Source organism: Maribellus maritimus (genome assembly GCF_022267315.1).
Taxonomy (GTDB): domain Bacteria; phylum Bacteroidota; class Bacteroidia; order Bacteroidales; family Prolixibacteraceae; genus Draconibacterium; species Draconibacterium maritimum.
This window is the reverse complement of record NZ_JAIKLE010000023.1, coordinates 85,939-103,482: the sequence shown is the minus strand read 5'-3', so window position 1 is coordinate 103,482 and position 17,544 is coordinate 85,939. Positions and strand designations below refer to the sequence as shown.

Genomic DNA, 17,544 nt, shown 5'->3' with positions numbered 1-17,544 from the left:
ATTCCGGAGATAGTACTCATTCATTATAATTTTTGTTCCCTGATAATTTGTTGTAATTTCCATTTTTGGAAATATTTCATGCATTTTCCGGTTTAAAATTGAAAAATAGTAAAAGCTAAAAATCCTATGGAACAGAATAAAACAACTATTTTCTTATCTATTATTATTGTTCTGACATTTTTATTTTCAGGTTGCACCAAAACGAACAATTACGAAGCTTATTTATTTACCTATTTTACAGGGAATGGACAGGGAGAAGAAGCGATTCGTTTTGCAGTTAGCGAGGACGGTTACCACTACCGGGCATTAAACAACAATCAGCCGGTTCTCAGTACTACCAGTATTAGCTCAACAGGAGGTGTGCGCGATCCGCATATTCTGCGCGGAGAAGATGGCAAAACTTTTTATATGGTAGCTACTGATTTATATGTTACCGACATGGGATGGAGAAATTATGCGATGGTACTTTTAAAATCAGATGATTTAATAAACTGGAAATCAACTGTGGTAAATATTCCTGAATCTTTTCCTGATGAGTTTGGTGATGTATGGCGTGTATGGGCTCCGCAAACTATATACGATGAGGAAACAGGTAAATACATGATATATTTCTCAATGAAACAGGGAGAAAAACCTGATAAAATTTATTATGCCTATGCCAACAATGATTTTACTGCCCTGGAAACAGTTCCGAAACAATTGTTGTATAATCCGACAAACAATGCCTGTATCGATGGTGATATCATAAAAAAGGACGGAAAATTTTATCTTTTCCATAAATCAGAAAGTGGAGATCCCGGGATAAAACTGGCCATTTCTGATGAACTTACTACAGGTTATGAGTATCCAAACCTTGACCGGATTGACAAAGAAAAGGACAATGTAGAAGGTTCTGCTGTTTTTAAACTCAATAATACAAATGAATGGATTCTGATGTATGATGTATACGGAACCGGGAGATATCAGTTCACCAAAAGCACGGATCTACAGAATTTCACTGTAATTGATGAAGATATTTCGATGAACTTTTTGCCCCGGCATGGAACGGTAATGCCCATAACGAATTCCGAGCTGAAAAGATTGATTGGCAAATGGGGAACGTTTGAAGATCCACTCGTTGAAACTACTTCAGAGCAATTAAGAAAGCAAAATGTGGTAATAAACAGTGAGAAAGGGATAATACGGTTTCCTGTAAAAAAAGGAGTAGATTTTTCGGGGTTCGATCCTCTTTTTACTTCCTTTTCTGGTGTTACAGTCAAACCGCTGGGCAAACAGGATTTTTCCGGCGGTCCGGTCAAATATACTATTTCAATAGAAGGAGTGGGAGAGCAAAGTTATAGTGCAACCGTTGCAGAAGACCATAATCCTGTATTAACCGGGTTTTATGCTGATCCCGACATTTTATATTCCAAAAAAACCGGGAAGTATTACCTGTACCCAACAACGGATGGTTTTTATATGTGGGGAGGTTATTATTTTAAAACATTCTCATCAGAAAATTTGGTTGACTGGAAAGATGAAGGAGTAATTCTGAATCTGCGTGAGGACGTAAGTTGGGCCAATCAAAATGCCTGGGCGCCATGCATTATTGAGAAAAAAATAAATGGTGACTATAAATATTTTTTCTATTTCTGCGGGAAACAAAAAATTGGCGTAGCGGTTGCCGATAATCCGGAAGGCCCTTTTGTTGACATTGGTCAGCCATTAATAAACTGGAAACCGAAAGGAATTACAAATGGTCAGGAAATTGATCCTGATGTTTTCACCGATCCTGAAACAGGCAAAAGTTATCTATACTGGGGCAATGGTTATATGGCCGGCGCCGAGTTGAATGATGATATGGTATCCCTTAAAATGGAAACCATGAAGGTGATGACACCCGATGAAACTTTTCGGGAAGGAGTCTATGTAATCTATCGCAACGGAACCTATTATTTTATGTGGTCGGAAGATGACACGCGGAGTCCGAATTACAAGGTACGTTATGCCACATCCGATTCGCCTTTGGGAGATTTAACCATTCCTGAAAATAATATTGTAATCAGAAGAGATGATGCAAAAGAAATTTTAGGTACCGGGCATAATTCGGCTCTGCAAATTCCGGGTAAAGATGAGTGGGTTCTGGTTTATCACCGGTTTACATATCCCAAAGGTAAAAATATGGGATATCTGGCAGGTTTTCATCGTGAGGTTTGTATTGATAAATTAGAATTTGATGAAGACGGAAATATTATTGAAGTAAAACCTACGTTAGAAGGAATTTCAAGGAGTCTCGAATAACTTTGAAATCAGTTTAATGGCCTCTGTAAAATGACCGGTCATAAATAAGGAACAACTAAATTCATTTAGAGAAGAGTTGTTATAAAATTACTGTTTTGTGAAAAATAGGAGAGAATAATTCTGACCGGAAAATGACGTAAGTTTCTAAAGGGGCTGTCCGCCCAACGATATGAGCCACTGTTATGAGTGGGAAAAGGTCGGATTGAATATTTTTTTCAAAGAGTTCTCCAATACCTTAAAAATAGTAACAGACAAAAGTGTGGTTTTAAATTTCACACAGGGATTGTAATGATTCACTGAACTTATTATAAAAATTATAAGGCCAGGTGCTTGTGGTATATCCTTGTATGTGGTTGATAAAATGTGAACTATAAAAATTAAAAATTATGATAAAAGATAAATTCGGAATTATCATTTTGGTTTTGTTGTTTTCGCTATGCAGTTGTACGAAAAACAGTTTGCATATAGAAGGAAAGAATGATTACCAGATTGTTGTTCCGGCAAATGCAAATACAATTGAAAAAAAATCAGCACAGCAACTTCAACATTATTTTTTCGAAATGTCGGCAACAAATCTTCCTGTTGTCGTTGAGGATGATTACAGAGGAGTGAATGGAATATTCATTGGGAAAACAAATTATGCAAAAGCATTGGGAATTAATTTTTCGTTGTTGGAAGAGAATGGATATTTGTATAAACGTGAAGGGAGTAACTTACTTATTGCAGGAGGTTCAGAAAAAGGGGTGTTGTATGGCGTATACGATTTGCTTGAATTTTTAGGATTTAGAAAGTATACTTCTGATTATACTTATATTCCCAAAAAGAATTCGATTACGTTTCCGCCTAAAGATACTACTGTAATACCAAAGATAAAGTACAGAACTACACTGTACCGGGATACAGAGGATCCTGAGTATATGGACTGGCATAAACTTTCAACAAACGAAAGCTGGGGAGCGTTTGTTCATACTATTTTCAGCCTGGTGCCCCCTGATAAATATTTTGCATCACATCCAGAATATTATGCTTTGCGCAACGGGAAGCGCCTGCCTACGCAATTATGCCTGTCCAATCCGGAGGTCGTTGACACATTAATTGCAAATTTGGGGAAAAAGATAAAAGAAAATCCGGAAGCAAAATACTGGTCGGTTAGCCAGGCAGATAATGATAAGTATTGTCTATGTGATAATTGTGTGCAGCTGGACAAGAAATATGGCGGAGATAAAAGTATACATAGCGGCTCTATGATTTATTTTGTAAATCAAGTAGCGAAAGCTTTTCCCGACAAAATTATTTCTACTCTTGCTTATTGGTATACACGTGAAGCCCCCCTGAATATTAAGCCCGAACCCAATGTTAATATTATGCTCTGTAATATTGAAAGTGCGCGACATAAACCAGTATTTGAGACAGACCCGGCATTTGCCAGTGATTTAAAAAATTGGGGGCAAATTGCCAACGACATATTAATCTGGGATTATGATGTTCAATTTGCAAACCTGGTAAGTCCTTTTCCCAACCTGCATACAATAAAGCCCAACCTTAAATTTTTTACGGATAATAATGTGAATGCATTTTTTATGCAGGCAAATGGCCAAACAGGTGGCGAAATGTCGGAGTTAAGGGCCTACTTGATTTGCAAACTTTTATGGAATCCTGATGCTGACGACCAGGCTATTATGAGTGATTTTCTAAACGGTTATTACGGAAAAGCAGCTCCTTATATTCAACAATATATTGATACGATACAATATGCTTTACAAAAAAGCGGTCAGCAACTGGAAATTTTTGGCAGCCCGGAAGAGGCAAAAGATACATACTTGTCAGAAAATAGGATGAACCTGTATAACCAGTTATTTGACAAAGCGGAAAATGCTGTAGCTGAAGATGCTGAATTGCTCCGAAGGGTTCAAATAGCCCGCTTGCCAATTATGTATGCTCGAATTCAAATTAGCAAATCAGAAACAGATACGCCCCGAAGTCTGTTTCAACACGATAACAATGGAAAGGTAGTTGCAACTACTGAAATAAAAACGATTGTAAATCAATTTGTTGAGAGAACAAAGAAACAGGGAGTTAATTTGTTGAGAGAACGAAGTATTTCTCCTGATGAGTATTTGAAATCATATAACAGAATTTTCAGGAAGATAGATGAAAACAACTCTGCATTGTCGGTTAATAAAAAAGTTATTCCGGTAACACAAGCCAGCAGTAAATATAGAAATCCGGAGTGCTTAACAGACGGTATTTTTGGTTCATATGAAAGCTGGCGAGATGTAAGATTTGATAACTGGATTGGTTATGAAGGAGGCCACATGGATTTTATTCTTGATTTGGGCACCATTATGCCACTGAAATCTGTAAATATGGATTTTTACGATGCAAAAGATACCTGGTACCAGATATTTCTGCCCGAATATGTCACATATGCCGTTTCAGCTGATGGTATTAATTACCAAGAAGATGTTAAGATTTTAAATCCGGTCGATCCCAATATACCTGTCAGAGATTCTTTCCCAAGGGAAGTATATGTGCAATCTTTTCAAGCTAACATGAAAGATTGTAAAGCAAGATATATAAAAGTACATGCGCATAGCATCTTGAATTGCCCCACATGGCATGTAAGGTCGGGAGATCCGGTTACAATTTTTTCCGACGAAATAGTGGTAAAGTAATTTTATGATTTTTCTAAAAAGCAAAAACAAATTATATTATGAAAAGAACAGTTTTTATTTTTTTGTTAAGCCTGATTATGACTCAGAATACTTTTTCCCAGAAAAAGATTTGGGACGAATCAGAAACCGGAAAAGAAGAGCGGCTTGAATGGTGGACAGATGCCCGGTTCGGCATGTTTATACATTGGGGATTGTACGCTCAGGCAGCACGTCACGAATGGGTGAAAAGTACCGAACATCTGACAAATGAAGAATACGATAAATATTTTGAAATTTTTAATCCAGACCTGTTTAACCCTTATGAATGGGCCAAAAAAGCAAAAGCAGCAGGCATGAAATACGCGGTGATCACAAGCAAACATCACGAAGGGTTTTGTATGTTTGATTCAGAATATACTGATTACAAAGTTACCAATACACCCTACGGAAAAGATATTATTAAAGAATGGGTAGATGCATTCAGAGCGGAAGGATTGAGAATTGGTTTTTATTATTCTCTTCTCGATTGGCATCATCCGGATTATACCATTGACGTTAGTCATCCGCAAACCCCGGAAAAACAGACAAAAGAAGAATATGCGAAACTAAATAAAAATCGCGATATGGCTGTTTATCGTGAATATCTGAAAAATCAGGTTCGTGAAATTCTTAGCAATTACGGGAAGATTGATATTTTGTGGCTCGATTATTCTTTTCCAATGGAATTTGGAAAAGATCGCGATGACTGGGGCTCTGTTGAGCTGTTAAAAATGGTACGCGAACTTCAGCCGGGAATTATTGTAAACGATCGCCTCGATTTAAAAGAATATGAAGGTGGATGGGATTTTACAGGAGCAGAGCAGTATAAAGTACAAAAATGGCCCGAGATTGATGGGAAAAAAGTGCCGTGGGAAACTTGTCAAACCCTTGCTGATTCATGGGGGTATTACCGTGATGAATATACCTGGAAAGATAACAGACAATTGCTGGGATTGCTGATTGAGTCGGTTAGTAAAGGAGGAAATGTGCTGTTAAATGTAGGACCAACGGCAAGGGGATATATTGATTATCGTGCAAATTCAGCACTGGATAAGGTAGGAGAGTGGATGAAGTACAACAGCCGTTCGATTTATGGCTGTACAGAAGCCCCTGAAGACTTTGATGCTCCTGCAAATACTGTGCTTACATACAATCCAGAAACAAAGCGTCTTTATATTCATCTAATTGATTATCCAACACGACATCTTGTTTTGCATGGGTATAAAGACAAACTAAAGTATGTACAGTTTCTCCATGATGCTTCCGAAATATCTATTTTGGAACCCTCCGGTCATTTTCAACCTAAAACAGAACAAAATGATATAACACTCCTCTTGCCGGTAGTTAAACCTAACGTTGAAATACCGGTAATAGAAGTTTTTCTAAAATAGGATTTTAGTTTTCATTTTTTTACTTCGCACAATTTGATAGATTTTAAAAGTTATAGTGGTTTCTGCCCGCTCTTCACAGAAAAGCGAGGTGGAAACTGCTATTTTAGGCTGTAAATGCAATTCGGCTGCAGAATGAAATTCAGCTTATTAAGCTGAATCAAAATCCAGCCAATCATCAATTCTTTTGCATCCGATTGTCAACTTTTAAACTGATAATTTTAGCTATTTGTAGTTGTCCGTCAGGAGTTAAATGAATCCCGTCGGAAGTAATATTTTTGAAAGTGTCTTTTATTTCAGAATAGATATCTATAAAAACACAATTTTCTTTGCGGGCTGTTTTTTTGAATTTTCTTTGTAAATACTTAATTCTTTTGGCGCCACCTTTGTATTTTGCTATCAGCATTTCGGGAGGGCCGAACGGCGGAGGTGAAACGATAAAAATTTGGGGTCGGTATTGCCTGTAAATACTGTGTTGTTTTATTTTTAAAATCAGTCTTTCCATGTTTAGTGGAACTTGTTTTAAACTATCGGAAAAAACCGCTTTGCAGTCGTTGGTCCCAAGCATTATTAGAATAACATCCATTCCGCCTAACTCAGTATCTCCTTTGTTCAGGTAGGAATTTACATTCCGAAGGCTATTTAATTCCTTTCTGTCTAAATTATCAAAACCAATTGTATTCCCCGAAATGGCTGTGTTTACAATTCTATCGTTTAAACGGATTTTTTTTAACTGCGCCACCCAGCCAAAATTAAACTCACCGTTGGAATCGCCGATGGCAAGTATTTTTAATTGAGAATTTTGAGCAAAAGTAAATGCTCCCCAAAAAACAAGAATACAAAGGGCGAATACTTTTTTCATGCTTAAAAGTGTTGATTCTGAAAGATAAAAGTAGTAAACATTGGCGGGCAAACCTTGATTTTCGCGAAAATGCGCTAAATTTAATCCATTCATTCATTTTACTTATGAAGGAAGTGAAGCCAAATATTGTTGATAGCCATACATCTGTTATCCGATCTTCCAAATTTCGGTTTTATGAGGAACTCAATGATTTTTTACCCAAAGAATGGAAAAAAACAATCTTTTCTTTTTCATTTACAGGAACACCTTCTATAAAAAATGTTGTAGAAACAATTGGAGTTCCTCATGCTGAAATTGATTTGATTCTTGTGAATGGAGAATCGGTTCCATTTGGATTTTTATTAAAAGGCAATGAAAAAGTTTCGGTTTACCCGGCTTTCGAAACATTTGATATTTCTTCTGTGATTCGCCTCCGGCCGGAGCCACTTCGAAAAACGCAATTTGTTATAGATGTGAACCTTGGTAAACTCGCAAGAAAGTTAAGGCTATTAGGTTTCGATTCTGTATTTAGAAATAATTTGGAAGATGATGAAATAGTTGAGATTGCTGTAAATGAGAAACGAATTATTTTAACCCGCGACAAAGGAGTGCTGAAACACAGTAAAGTTACTCATGGGTATTGGCTACGAAACGACAATCCTAAAATTCAGCTAAAAGAAATAATCGAAAGGTTTCAACTTCAAAATCAGTTTCGCCCTTTTTCGCGTTGTTCCAATTGCAACGGTAGCTTGCGGGCGATTCAAAAAGCTGAAGCTACAGGCAGAGTTCCTCAGGATACACTTCAAATATTCGATTCCTTCTGGGAGTGCACAGGATGTAGTAATGTTTACTGGGAAGGTTCACATTTCGAACGTATAAACAAATGGCTGGAAAGATTAAAAGCAAAATAGTTTTTTATTTAGCGTTTTATTTTTTCAAGAAATACAATGGTAAGTTTTTCATTTTCTTTGTGCCTTTTAAATTCTCTGTACCCCAGTTTGTGGTATAAATTCAGATTTTTTACACTTTTGAAACCGGTAAAAAGTTCATAACGGTAACAATCAGAAAATACTGCTTCAATAGCTTTTATCATTTTTCTCCCAATTCCTCTATTTTGAAAATCTTCTTTTACAATTAAGCGGCCAATAAAACAGGTTCCGTTTTCCCTGAATGCACGGACCGATGCCACTGGTTTTCCTCCCAATTCGGCTTTTAAGATAGTTTGCCTGTTAAAGTCTTCTTCAAGTGATTTCAAACTTTGGGTGAGGGGAGGAATGTCGAAATTGGCATAAATTTTTGCTTCGCTTTGGTAGCAGTCATTTTGCAGCTGCAAAATTTGTTTTAAGTCGTCTATTAAAGCTGGTTGAATTTTGATTTCCATAACGAGGCAAAAATATGTTTTACAAAGGTATTAAAGTTGTTTATTTCGCGGTTGCGGATACTCAACTTCGCTAATCTTTCCGTTAACTTCAAACTTGATTTTTGTATAGTGTTTTTTGCCCCGTTGGTTTGTTGGAAACCAAATACGATTATTTAATCCCAGTATTAATAGTCCGTTGTCGTCGCCAATAACGGCAAAATCTTCCCTGGGTTTTTGTTTCTGAAAATAGTCCAGCTTATATTCTTTTATAATTTTTTGCCCTTCAGTATGAACATCGTCAACATTAATTCCAATCTCGCTGATGGATTGAATGTCGGTGTTTTTAAAAGGGTGATTAATCTGGTTGTTTAAATCAAAACGTGCAATACATTCAAGAATATTGTTGTTGTTATCGTGAAAATAGAAAGATTTTGCATTCCAATTGGCGAACTCAAAAATCCTTGCTCCGTCTTCAACTGAGGTGAAAACACCAATGGAATTATCAATGATTTTGAAAGCTTCCTCGTATTTGTTATTCGGAATGTTAAATGTAAAATGATAAACAGGATTGTCGTGATCTGTTTTTTTGAAAATTAATTTTGTACTTCCTGCTTTAAACGACACTTCGCTTGTGTTTTTATCTGCAACTTCAAAACCCAGCAGGTTATGATAAAAGTGTGTTGTTTCTGAAATATTGTTGGTCAAGAGGGTGAGTTCTGTAATATGCATCGTTCTGATTTTAAATTATATATATATGATTTTAAACCTTCCGATTTATTTGGTTTAAAAATCGTAACTAACTCCCTGAGGTAAAGCTTCAGTGGCGATTTTTCTCCATTCTCCTTCAATTTTTATAACAACAATGTTATTGTCTTTATCATAAAAAATTGTTCCGTCTTCGCTGTTTTTTAGTGCTTTATAATTCACATACATGGCACTTTCCTCTGAATTTTTTTCGTCGTCACCTTCGGGGGCTTGCGACCTTATGTTATCATATCCTATTCTTCCCAGTGTTAAAGCATTTGAGAGTTTGAGCGAACCATAAAAAATAGCTTTGTCGCGACTAAATAAAAAAGAATGTTGTTTGACATCGGAGCCAATTCGAAGCCAGTTGTATGCGCTTTCAGAATGGTTGTAGACCGTTCCGTAATAGTACATTTCTGCAACCGGCTTGTCAACCTCAACATGTTTATTAACAAGCATTGTAATTCTGGATTTATCGTCTTTGGCATAGCCTTCAAAAACATGGTATCCCCACCTTTTTTTGCCCCATTCGTTTTCGTTTCCTCTAACCTGGATCATGTAGTTTGTACTTAATATTCCATTTACATTGGTATACATTGGCGTTATGTTTTTGTCGAAACCAAAGTTGTATCCATCATTGGACCACTTATTCCAGGTGGAATCAATGTCTGAACTTAACTCAACTCTGTACTTACCTGAATTTTCAGAACCTTCATAAAGTTGATAATATTTGTTTTTTCCTGCTTCGTTTTCTCCGGTTTGTGCAAACGCTTCAATACCAATGAAGACAGTAATGATTACGCTAAAAATTTTGTTTTTCATAAGTTGAAATTTCATTATTATTAATTTGAATGATTGATTTGTTTTATTTTCGTTTATTCAGGGGAATAACAAATTTTAGTCCCGACCATATTTCGCTAACTGCACATACTTTTATATCGACGAATCCGTTTTTAATTCCGGTTTCACGAACAATGTTTCCGTTAAGGTCGCTTCCGGTTTTTGCCGATTTTTTTGGCCACGAAATCCAAAGCATTCCGTTTTGTGTCAACTCTTTTTTTATTTGGGCTATGCTACTTTCTAACTCCAACTGACTGCGAACAAAAAGATGGATAAAATTTTTTTTAATTTCTGTATCGTTTATTTCTTTGATATCGGTTGGCAGATCAGCAAACAATGAGAAATAATTGTTTGGCGCACTAACAATTTTTATTTTGAATCCATTTTTGATGCCCAGCTTTTTTGCCAATGTTGTTCCTGAGTAGCCTGCAGTTTTCATAAAAGCCTTTTGCTTTAAATTCGATTATTTTGAGAGCTTTTCTAACAAGCAACAAATTACACAAAGGGTTTGTTTTAAAGGTATACAAGTTGAAAATAATTTATCTCGATACTTTATTATTTTTAAAGTATTGGTTCATAAATGATTGTGTTTTGGAAGTGCGCACGGTTATAAAATACGGATTCAATAATTTTTGAGTAGAGTCCAGCTACCGGCTAATTTATGGTTTCTGATTAGCAGTAATTCGCCAAATTGCAGAAAAACAAATTCGCTTTGCTGAGGGCGTAAAAATACAAAGTCATCAATCTCTAAAATGCTTGTTTCTGACGCATTTATCATCGTTTGGTTTGACGAGGCACCAAAAATTTTATTTTGACTAATTTTTGCAGGATAGTAAAAGTCAGCTTTCCAATTGCCTCCGTAAATAAAAAACGACTGTCGCTTGCCGGGATATACAAAATTTAGCAGTGGTTTTAATTTTTCCAAACCAGGTAAATTGGTTCCGCTAAACTTTTTGAGTACAGGTGTGGCTATAAAACAAGCCGGACTGTATGCTTCTAATGATGGGATATCAAATGTAGTTGGCATCACCAAACATGAGCCGGCTGCAATATCGTTTAGAGGTGAAACTATTTTGCTGTGAAAATTGATTGTTGGACTTCCTGCTCCGTTGAATGTTAAAGTTTTGTTCCAAAGTTCCGGAAACTCTTCTTCTACGATTGATTTACACTGCCTATAAAAATTACTGCTTATTTCCAGTGATCTTTTCTTTGAGCGAATAAATGAAGGTATTTTAACAATGTGAGGGTCGTAACCCATAAAACCACTAAACTCTACTTTTTCGGCATGGATTTTCAATAATTCCAATGCTTGTCTTAATTGTTTGAAGTCGCTAAAACCTCCTCTGTGCAGACCAACATCAATTTCAAGGTTTAAACGAAGGCGTTTGCCCAGTCTTTCAGCCAAGGCAATATACTGCAGAATTCGCGATTCGGTGTCTGCCAACCATTGGATTTGTCTGTAAGGATCAAAATTTTTCAATTGTTTGGGGAGATTATCATAATAATATTGCGCTGTTTTTACAGGCATTGGTTTTCCCCACAGGATATCCGCTCTTCTATCCAGTTTCAGAGATAAGTCGGTTAAAAATGGTTGATGAAAGACCATGAGCTTATGGGTATTCATTTTCTTCATCACATAAGAAATCAGTTCAAAGGAAGGTAGCGATTTAACCACTACCCGAAATGTTGTATCGGGGTTTAAGTCTGATTTTAATATTTTTATGTTTTTATCCAGCTTGTCAAGATCAACCAGCAAGCATGGAATCGCTCTTTGGTGATTTTTTAAAGCCGAGTTTATGGTTTTGAAATATTTTTCAGTGTTAGTCATTATCAAAGCTGATTTAAACAATTATGATTTTCTCAACCTAAAATTTTCTTTAGATAAGCATTTGTAAATATTCCGTCCGGATCTTGTTCTTTGCGAATTTTATTAAACCTGGAAAATTCAGGGTAAATATTTTCAGCTGTTTTAGCGTCCAAACGATTTACCTTTCCCCAATGTGGCCGGCCACCATAAGATTTGAAGACAGATTCAATCGCTTCAAAGTATTTTGTATTGTCCTTTTTGTGGTAAACGTGGCAGGCGATGTAAGCAGAATCACGTTTGTAGGCCGGGCTCATAAAAATATCATCTGCTTTGACCCAACGGTTTTCAATTGGAAAATGAATCGGGAAATTTCCGGAATTTACCTTTTTTATTATTTCCTTCATTACATCCCCATAGGCATCGGCCGGAATACTGTATTCCATTTCAGTAAATTTTACCAGTCTCATTGTGGTATAAACCCTGTGACTATAGTTCAATTTGTTGAGTGTTGGAACAGACTGAGCTGCAATTTTAGATACAATTCTATTTTGCGAAGGAAAATATCTGGCATACTCGCAAAGCGCTTTAAAGGAATAATTTTCTATCAATAGTTCCAAAAGGTAATTTATAAAATTATCCTTGTCCGGTTCTCCATCTTGCGCAATATTGGAGGATTTTGTCCAGGTTGTATTTGTGTATGGAAACCAATAATACTCGAAATTACGATTCTCACTTTTTCGTTCTTCTATTGTGGACAATACATCATTAAGCGATTCTTTCCGGTTTTGAAGCAAAAGTTTGTATGCCGGTACACATTGTAATGTCACTTCGGTAATGACTCCCAGAGCGCCCAGTGAAACCTGTGCAGCCCTGAACAATTCAGCGTTTTGTGTTAAAGAACAGTTTATAATTTCACCTTTTCCGTTGATAAATTTTAGTGCAATGACCTGGGTACTTATGGTACCAAAAGAAATTCCTGTGCCATGGGTCCCTGTGCTAATTGTCCCTGCAATGGATTGCTCGTCAATATCACCCAGGTTTTGCATCGCAAGCCCTTCCTTAAACAGAAGCTCTCCCAGTAACTTTAGTTTGGTTCCTGCTTTCACCGTTGCCTTACAGCTGTTTTTATCCACAGAAATCAGACCCTGGTATTTGTCAAGGCTTAATAAAAAATGCGCTGTCTGGCATAATTCTGTAAATGAATGTCCGGAACCGATTACCCTGATTTTTTTTCCTGTATTTCCAGCTTTTAACACCAACTTTTGAATATCCGCTTCAGTTTCAGGATATTCAATTGAATTTGATGTTACAATTACATTACCAGCCCAGTTTTTGATTTTCATTATTTTACAAGTTGATTTATTCTGTTCTATCTGATTAATGTTTGGTATGACTCTCCTGAAATGCCTTTCTTTCCTGCGGAGAGCAAATTCTTTTCCACTCTTTCATCTTCTAATATATCATCCCGTTTGCAGGGGGAATAATTAAGAATTCAAGTGTCTTTACAGGTTTATAACATTTCAAAATGCGTTAACGTTCTGCCAAATGGGATAAAAATTAGCCTGTCCATATAAATTACAAAAAGATACCAGACCTAAGTCAGCCGGATAAAAAATAAATACACAAATTTATTCCCTGAAGAAATTAGCTTATTTTTGAAAAAATTGAACTACAATGAAAAATTTAAAACGTTACTACATCCTAAAAGCGGAGCCTAAGGATGTGTATAATGCGCTTACCAATCAAAAGATGTTGGAAATATGGACAGGCGAAGAAGCTCAAATGGAGCCTGTACCTAACAGTGAGTTTTCTCTTTGGGAAGGAAGCATTTCAGGATTAAACCTTGAGTTTGAAGAAAATAAAAAAATTGTTCAACAGTGGTATTTTGAAGGACAGGAAGAGAAATCGATTGTAACCATTAAATTACATCCTGACAAAAAAGGGACAAGTGCGCAACTGGAACATATAAATATTCCGGATGAGGCATTTGAGAATATTTCTGAAGGCTGGGACGACGACTATTTTGGTGCTTTAAATGAATTGTTTATCTGATTCTGTTCCAATTTTGAAGTAGAATGAAATATACAGCCCATTATTTTATAAATAAATTACAATTGCAAAAACATCCTGAAGGTGGATGGTTTAGAGAAATTTATCGCTCAGAGGAAGTGGCTGAAAAAGTATCTTTACCCGATAGTTTTTCTGGTGAACGAAACTTTTCCACATCCATCTATTATTTGCTTGAGGGAAATGATTTTTCGGCTTTTCACCGCATTAAATCTGACGAGATTTGGCATTTTTACGCCGGGACTTCGGCTGTTGAAATCTGGATGCTCATAAATGGTGAACTCGTTAAACAAAGGGTTGGTAACCAACTTGAAGCGGGGGACGTATTTCAGTTTGTTGTCCCCAAAAATACATGGTTTGCAGCCCGGTTATTGAATGCGGAAGGGTTTGCCCTTGTGGGGTGTACGGTTTCCCCTGGTTTCTACTTTGGAGATTTTGAATTGGCTGATAAAAAACTGGTAACGGAATTTTCCGATCTGGCTGAAGAAATCAGGTTTTTGATCAAACAATAAAAAGTAAAAATGAGTGGCCTGATTACAAATTCAAACCACTCACTATTCTCTTTTTTATCCGGCTATCTCTTGTTGTGCTAACCCAGTTGTTTTATTTCTCACCAGCCTCTTCTTTTGCAGCGTTAATCATATCCTCATTTGCAGTAATGGTAAACTCCACTCTCCGGTTTTGCGCCTTTCCTTCTTTTGTATCGTTTGACGCCCTTGGCTCCGATTCACCCATTCCGACAGATCTTAGGCGAGAATTGACTATCCCATTCGATGTTAAAAAGCTAAGAACCGAAGCCGCTCTTTTTTCCGACAATGTTTGATTATAAGTTTCACTTCCATCGCTGTCGGTATGCCCGATTACCAAAATATCGGTGTCCTGATATTTGTTGAAAATATCAACCAGTTTGTCGAGGTTGGTCTGAGCTGCGTTTGTTAAATCAGAGCTGTTAAATTCAAAACGCACATCGGCATTTTCATCTAATATTAATTGGATTCCTTCCTCACTGCGCACAACTTCTGCTCCCGGCATAACGGTTTCGATTTCTTCTGCCTGTTTATCCATTTGACGACCGATTACCGCTCCGGCTCCACCGCCAACTGCTGCGCCAATCAGTGCTCCTGCAGCTCTGTTGTCTTTTCCGCCTATTAATGCTCCCAACGCAGCACCTGCGGCAACTCCTATTCCAGCTCCTTTCTGTGAACTGTTCGCATTTTGTATGGTTTTACAACCATTCAAAAAAATGCCTGAAATAAAAAGACTGAGAATCAAAATTGTTATATTTTTCATTCGCTTATATTTTAATTTTTTTTGTAATTCCTGTTAATCATTTTATATAAAGTTTTTTTATTACCGATATCATACCCGTGTTATATGTTTAGTATTGGCTTTTGACAAATTGATAATAAATTGTCATCATGTTTCCTTCAAATGAAGCATCCTGTGCCAGAACAAATTCTGTCTCTGATTCTGAGAGTAATTTCAGTTTATAACCTGCGGTTACATCTTTAGGTTTCATACCTTCCGGAATAAATTTCCAGAGAAAGAAAACTTCATCATCATTTTCTTCCATAAACCATTTGATTGAATGCGTTGAATTGTCGCAATTTGCTCCCTCAAAGTTATAAGTTCCGGAATTGTTATTGCTTACAAAACTCCAGCTACTGCCTTCGAAACAATCGGGAGATGCTTGATTAAACAAAGTTTTAATAGAAACAATATTGCCCTTGTCAGTCGTGACTGAAGACAAAGTCCAGTCTCCTTTAAGTCCTTTCTGTGCTGTTCTTACTTGTTTTGTTGTACTGCACGCCACAAATAAAAGAGAAAGACATAGAAAAAATAAGTTTCGTTTCATTCTGTAAATATCTTGATTATTAATTTTTTGCTTTGGTTATTTCGTTAACAAACGGAAGCTACATTGAAATAGCCAAAATACATTTCTGATGACAAAGATATCCGAAATTTATATATGCAGGTAGATAAATTTATTAAAGCATATGATAATTTGACCTTTCTTTCAAAACTGTAAGCGGTCACCGTTCTTGATTTAATTCTTCTTTCAAAATATCACTTACAGCCAGAAAATTTTCTTCCAGCAGTAACATATTTTCTATAAAAAAATTAAAAATATCGGGCCACTGGTTTTGACGGTGCAAATCAACATTTTCCAGCAGGACATATATACGGCAAATTTCCTGCCCGCTGTCTTCCCGCTGATGGTAAAATTCCCAAGTCAATCCTTTTTCAAAACCATTTTCAATGATGGTCTTGTAGCGTTCTAAAATTTCGTAAGCCTGCAAACGTTTGTCTTCGCTACGATGGCCCAGTTCAAGTATAACTTTAGCATCTTTCCGGCCGATTTCAAAACGTAAAGCAACACCCTTTATTTTTGTGCGGTGTAACAACCACTTTTTTTGCTTCCCCTTTAAGCGCGGATGAATCTCACAACGTTTTCCAAATTTTTCCCAGAAATCGAGTCGTAATTTTTTTGCCTCTTCAATCGAATACATATTCAAAATAAATTAAAAAAACGGATGGAAGCCAAACTGATTTTGAGAATCCTGTTGATTTTAACATGAAATTTTGTTTTCTTCGAAAAAAATCGTTTAATATGCAAAAAGGAACCTTTCTTTTTTTATTCAATATTTTAGTTTATTTTTCAGTTGCTCAGCCTGTTGAAGTAAGAGCTGATTACAACGCTGTTGGAGATGTAGATTTTGTGGCGTATAACAACACAAAAGCGCCTCTTTTTGTACACCTTATTTTAGGTGATTTGGAAAATACTTATTACCGCGAAACTTTGCCGATTGTGAAAGAGGTTGAGCCTGGATTTAATGCCCTTTTTACACTTGAACGAAATTTGGGGGGAGAAGGGAGCATTCGGTTTCATCACGAAATAAAATATTATCGATCAAATCCTGTGGCTGATGTTCAGCTTGATTTTTCATACTTAATTCCTTTTGAACCAGGCAAAAAGGTGCAGTCTGTTTTGGTTGAGGATATTAATGGTTTTATGGGGATGAAAGTTCCAAAATCCTGGACCGCAACTGGTTTTAAGGCCAAGTCGGGCGATAAGGTTTTTGCGGCCAGGAATGGAATTATTACTGAAATTTCAAGTGCATCGCGCAATGCAGATGTTGCCGTAAATTATAACGGATGGAAATATGCGGTTACCGTTTTGCAAAACGATGGCACACTGGCCTGCTACCGAAATGTTGCCGTTCCTGAAAAGAAATGGAAAGTAGGTGATAAGATTTTTGCAGGTCAATTGCTTGGGCTAGTTTCCCCGGGGGCGAAAGAACTGATATTTCTGATTTATCACGAAAAGCTACAATCAAACGGCTTAACTTTTATCGTTCCCCAATTTGTTCTTTCTGAAAACAAGACCGATTTAATTCTTTCTGAAAGTGAGTTCACCGTTATTCATCCCATTGAAATCAGGGGCATTGAAATGGATAAAAAGGAAAAAAGAAAGTTTCTGAAGTAAGTTTTGCAGGAATTCAACTATTTTTGGATTTAATATA

General features: G+C 36.6%; 17 protein-coding genes. 7 read left to right on the top strand and 10 right to left on the bottom strand.

Annotated features, from left to right (window positions below; all coding sequences use genetic code 11):
* Positions 1 to 126 precede the first annotated feature (126 nt).
* The 3 genes from K5G00_RS19225 to K5G00_RS19215 all read left to right on the top strand — a co-directional run bounded on the left by K5G00_RS19225 (position 127) and on the right by K5G00_RS19215 (position 6,364).
* Positions 127 to 2,280, top strand: a complete 2,154-nt coding sequence (locus K5G00_RS19225; protein ID WP_238767819.1) for a family 43 glycosylhydrolase — start codon at positions 127 to 129, stop codon at positions 2,278 to 2,280.
* Between the two features lie 386 nt (positions 2,281 to 2,666).
* Positions 2,667 to 4,955, top strand: coding sequence for a DUF4838 domain-containing protein (locus K5G00_RS19220; RefSeq protein WP_238767818.1), 2,289 nt, complete (start codon positions 2,667 to 2,669; stop codon positions 4,953 to 4,955).
* A gap of 38 nt (positions 4,956 to 4,993) precedes the next feature.
* The gene (locus K5G00_RS19215) at positions 4,994 to 6,364 is read left to right on the top strand and encodes an alpha-L-fucosidase (protein ID WP_238767817.1); all 1,371 of its coding nucleotides are present in this window, start codon (positions 4,994 to 4,996) and stop codon (positions 6,362 to 6,364) included.
* Positions 6,365 to 6,539: 175 nt separating this feature from the next.
* Here K5G00_RS19215 and K5G00_RS19210 read toward each other — a convergent pair whose 3' ends face one another.
* Positions 6,540 to 7,223, bottom strand: coding sequence for an SGNH/GDSL hydrolase family protein (locus K5G00_RS19210; RefSeq protein WP_238767816.1), 684 nt, complete (start codon positions 7,221 to 7,223; stop codon positions 6,540 to 6,542).
* A gap of 8 nt (positions 7,224 to 7,231) precedes the next feature.
* On the opposite strand from K5G00_RS19210, the gene K5G00_RS19205 reads away from it, so the two are divergent.
* Positions 7,232 to 8,113 (top strand): Mut7-C ubiquitin/RNAse domain-containing protein, encoded by an 882-nt coding sequence (locus K5G00_RS19205; RefSeq protein ID WP_238767815.1) that lies wholly within the window; start codon positions 7,232 to 7,234, stop codon positions 8,111 to 8,113.
* 8 nt (positions 8,114 to 8,121) lie between these two features.
* Here K5G00_RS19205 and K5G00_RS19200 read toward each other — a convergent pair whose 3' ends face one another.
* The 6 genes from K5G00_RS19200 to K5G00_RS19175 all read right to left on the bottom strand — a co-directional run bounded on the left by K5G00_RS19200 (position 8,122) and on the right by K5G00_RS19175 (position 13,296).
* Entirely contained in the window at positions 8,122 to 8,583 is a 462-nt protein-coding gene (locus K5G00_RS19200) for a GNAT family N-acetyltransferase (RefSeq protein ID WP_238767814.1), read from the bottom strand.
* Between the two features lie 30 nt (positions 8,584 to 8,613).
* A complete protein-coding gene (locus K5G00_RS19195; RefSeq protein ID WP_238767813.1) occupies positions 8,614 to 9,291 on the bottom strand; it encodes a VOC family protein in 678 nt (225 codons plus the stop codon).
* 54 nt (positions 9,292 to 9,345) lie between these two features.
* Positions 9,346 to 10,128, bottom strand: coding sequence for a hypothetical protein (locus K5G00_RS19190; protein ID WP_238767812.1), 783 nt, complete (start codon positions 10,126 to 10,128; stop codon positions 9,346 to 9,348).
* A gap of 43 nt (positions 10,129 to 10,171) precedes the next feature.
* On the bottom strand, positions 10,172 to 10,585 hold the full coding sequence (locus K5G00_RS19185; protein WP_238767811.1) for a hypothetical protein: 414 nt from the start codon (positions 10,583 to 10,585) through the stop codon (positions 10,172 to 10,174).
* Between the two features lie 183 nt (positions 10,586 to 10,768).
* Positions 10,769 to 11,974: an alanine racemase gene (locus K5G00_RS19180; protein WP_238767810.1), complete on the bottom strand. Its 1,206-nt coding sequence runs from the start codon at positions 11,972 to 11,974 to the stop codon at positions 10,769 to 10,771.
* Between the two features lie 32 nt (positions 11,975 to 12,006).
* A complete protein-coding gene (locus K5G00_RS19175; RefSeq protein ID WP_238767809.1) occupies positions 12,007 to 13,296 on the bottom strand; it encodes a D-arabinono-1,4-lactone oxidase in 1,290 nt (429 codons plus the stop codon).
* 331 nt (positions 13,297 to 13,627) lie between these two features.
* Between K5G00_RS19175 and K5G00_RS19170 the strand changes: the two genes are divergently transcribed.
* Positions 13,628 to 14,005 (top strand): SRPBCC domain-containing protein, encoded by a 378-nt coding sequence (locus K5G00_RS19170; RefSeq protein WP_238767808.1) that lies wholly within the window; start codon positions 13,628 to 13,630, stop codon positions 14,003 to 14,005.
* A 23-nt stretch (positions 14,006 to 14,028) separates the two neighbouring features.
* Positions 14,029 to 14,532, top strand: coding sequence for a cupin domain-containing protein (locus tag K5G00_RS19165; protein WP_238767807.1), 504 nt, complete (start codon positions 14,029 to 14,031; stop codon positions 14,530 to 14,532).
* A 91-nt stretch (positions 14,533 to 14,623) separates the two neighbouring features.
* On the opposite strand, the gene K5G00_RS19160 is transcribed toward K5G00_RS19165, so the two are convergent.
* The 3 genes from K5G00_RS19160 to K5G00_RS19150 form a co-directional block, all read right to left on the bottom strand.
* Positions 14,624 to 15,310, bottom strand: a complete 687-nt coding sequence (locus K5G00_RS19160) for an OmpA family protein (RefSeq protein ID WP_238767806.1) — start codon at positions 15,308 to 15,310, stop codon at positions 14,624 to 14,626.
* An 88-nt stretch (positions 15,311 to 15,398) separates the two neighbouring features.
* Complete coding sequence (locus K5G00_RS19155; RefSeq protein ID WP_238767805.1) at positions 15,399 to 15,875, bottom strand: lipocalin family protein; 477 nt, start codon at positions 15,873 to 15,875, stop codon at positions 15,399 to 15,401.
* 178 nt (positions 15,876 to 16,053) lie between these two features.
* Positions 16,054 to 16,530 carry a DUF4268 domain-containing protein gene (locus K5G00_RS19150; RefSeq protein WP_238767804.1) on the bottom strand — a complete coding sequence of 159 codons (477 nt, stop codon included), beginning with the start codon at positions 16,528 to 16,530 and terminating at the stop codon, positions 16,054 to 16,056.
* Positions 16,531 to 16,631: 101 nt separating this feature from the next.
* Between K5G00_RS19150 and K5G00_RS19145 the strand changes: the two genes are divergently transcribed.
* Complete coding sequence (locus tag K5G00_RS19145; RefSeq protein WP_238767803.1) at positions 16,632 to 17,507, top strand: M23 family metallopeptidase; 876 nt, start codon at positions 16,632 to 16,634, stop codon at positions 17,505 to 17,507.
* The last annotated feature ends 37 nt before the right edge of the window (positions 17,508 to 17,544 follow it).

What these genes read in the sequence shown, in the direction of transcription:
- K5G00_RS19210 (WP_238767816.1), bottom strand. Translation starts at nt 7,223, where the DNA reads ATGAAAAAAGTATTCGCCCTTTGTATTCTTGTTTTTTGGGGAGCATTT.
- K5G00_RS19170 (WP_238767808.1), top strand. Translation starts at nt 13,628, where the DNA reads ATGAAAAATTTAAAACGTTACTACATCCTAAAAGCGGAGCCTAAGGAT.
- K5G00_RS19155 (WP_238767805.1), bottom strand. Translation starts at nt 15,875, where the DNA reads ATGAAACGAAACTTATTTTTTCTATGTCTTTCTCTTTTATTTGTGGCG.
- K5G00_RS19200 (WP_238767814.1), bottom strand. Translation starts at nt 8,583, where the DNA reads ATGGAAATCAAAATTCAACCAGCTTTAATAGACGACTTAAAACAAATT.
- K5G00_RS19215 (WP_238767817.1), top strand. Translation starts at nt 4,994, where the DNA reads ATGAAAAGAACAGTTTTTATTTTTTTGTTAAGCCTGATTATGACTCAG.
- K5G00_RS19165 (WP_238767807.1), top strand. Translation starts at nt 14,029, where the DNA reads ATGAAATATACAGCCCATTATTTTATAAATAAATTACAATTGCAAAAA.
- K5G00_RS19220 (WP_238767818.1), top strand. Translation starts at nt 2,667, where the DNA reads ATGATAAAAGATAAATTCGGAATTATCATTTTGGTTTTGTTGTTTTCG.
- K5G00_RS19185 (WP_238767811.1), bottom strand. Translation starts at nt 10,585, where the DNA reads ATGAAAACTGCAGGCTACTCAGGAACAACATTGGCAAAAAAGCTGGGC.
- K5G00_RS19150 (WP_238767804.1), bottom strand. Translation starts at nt 16,530, where the DNA reads ATGTATTCGATTGAAGAGGCAAAAAAATTACGACTCGATTTCTGGGAA.
- K5G00_RS19190 (WP_238767812.1), bottom strand. Translation starts at nt 10,128, where the DNA reads ATGAAAAACAAAATTTTTAGCGTAATCATTACTGTCTTCATTGGTATT.
- K5G00_RS19195 (WP_238767813.1), bottom strand. Translation starts at nt 9,291, where the DNA reads ATGCATATTACAGAACTCACCCTCTTGACCAACAATATTTCAGAAACA.
- K5G00_RS19160 (WP_238767806.1), bottom strand. Translation starts at nt 15,310, where the DNA reads ATGAAAAATATAACAATTTTGATTCTCAGTCTTTTTATTTCAGGCATT.
- K5G00_RS19180 (WP_238767810.1), bottom strand. Translation starts at nt 11,974, where the DNA reads ATGACTAACACTGAAAAATATTTCAAAACCATAAACTCGGCTTTAAAA.
- K5G00_RS19225 (WP_238767819.1), top strand. Translation starts at nt 127, where the DNA reads ATGGAACAGAATAAAACAACTATTTTCTTATCTATTATTATTGTTCTG.
- K5G00_RS19145 (WP_238767803.1), top strand. Translation starts at nt 16,632, where the DNA reads ATGCAAAAAGGAACCTTTCTTTTTTTATTCAATATTTTAGTTTATTTT.
- K5G00_RS19175 (WP_238767809.1), bottom strand. Translation starts at nt 13,296, where the DNA reads ATGAAAATCAAAAACTGGGCTGGTAATGTAATTGTAACATCAAATTCA.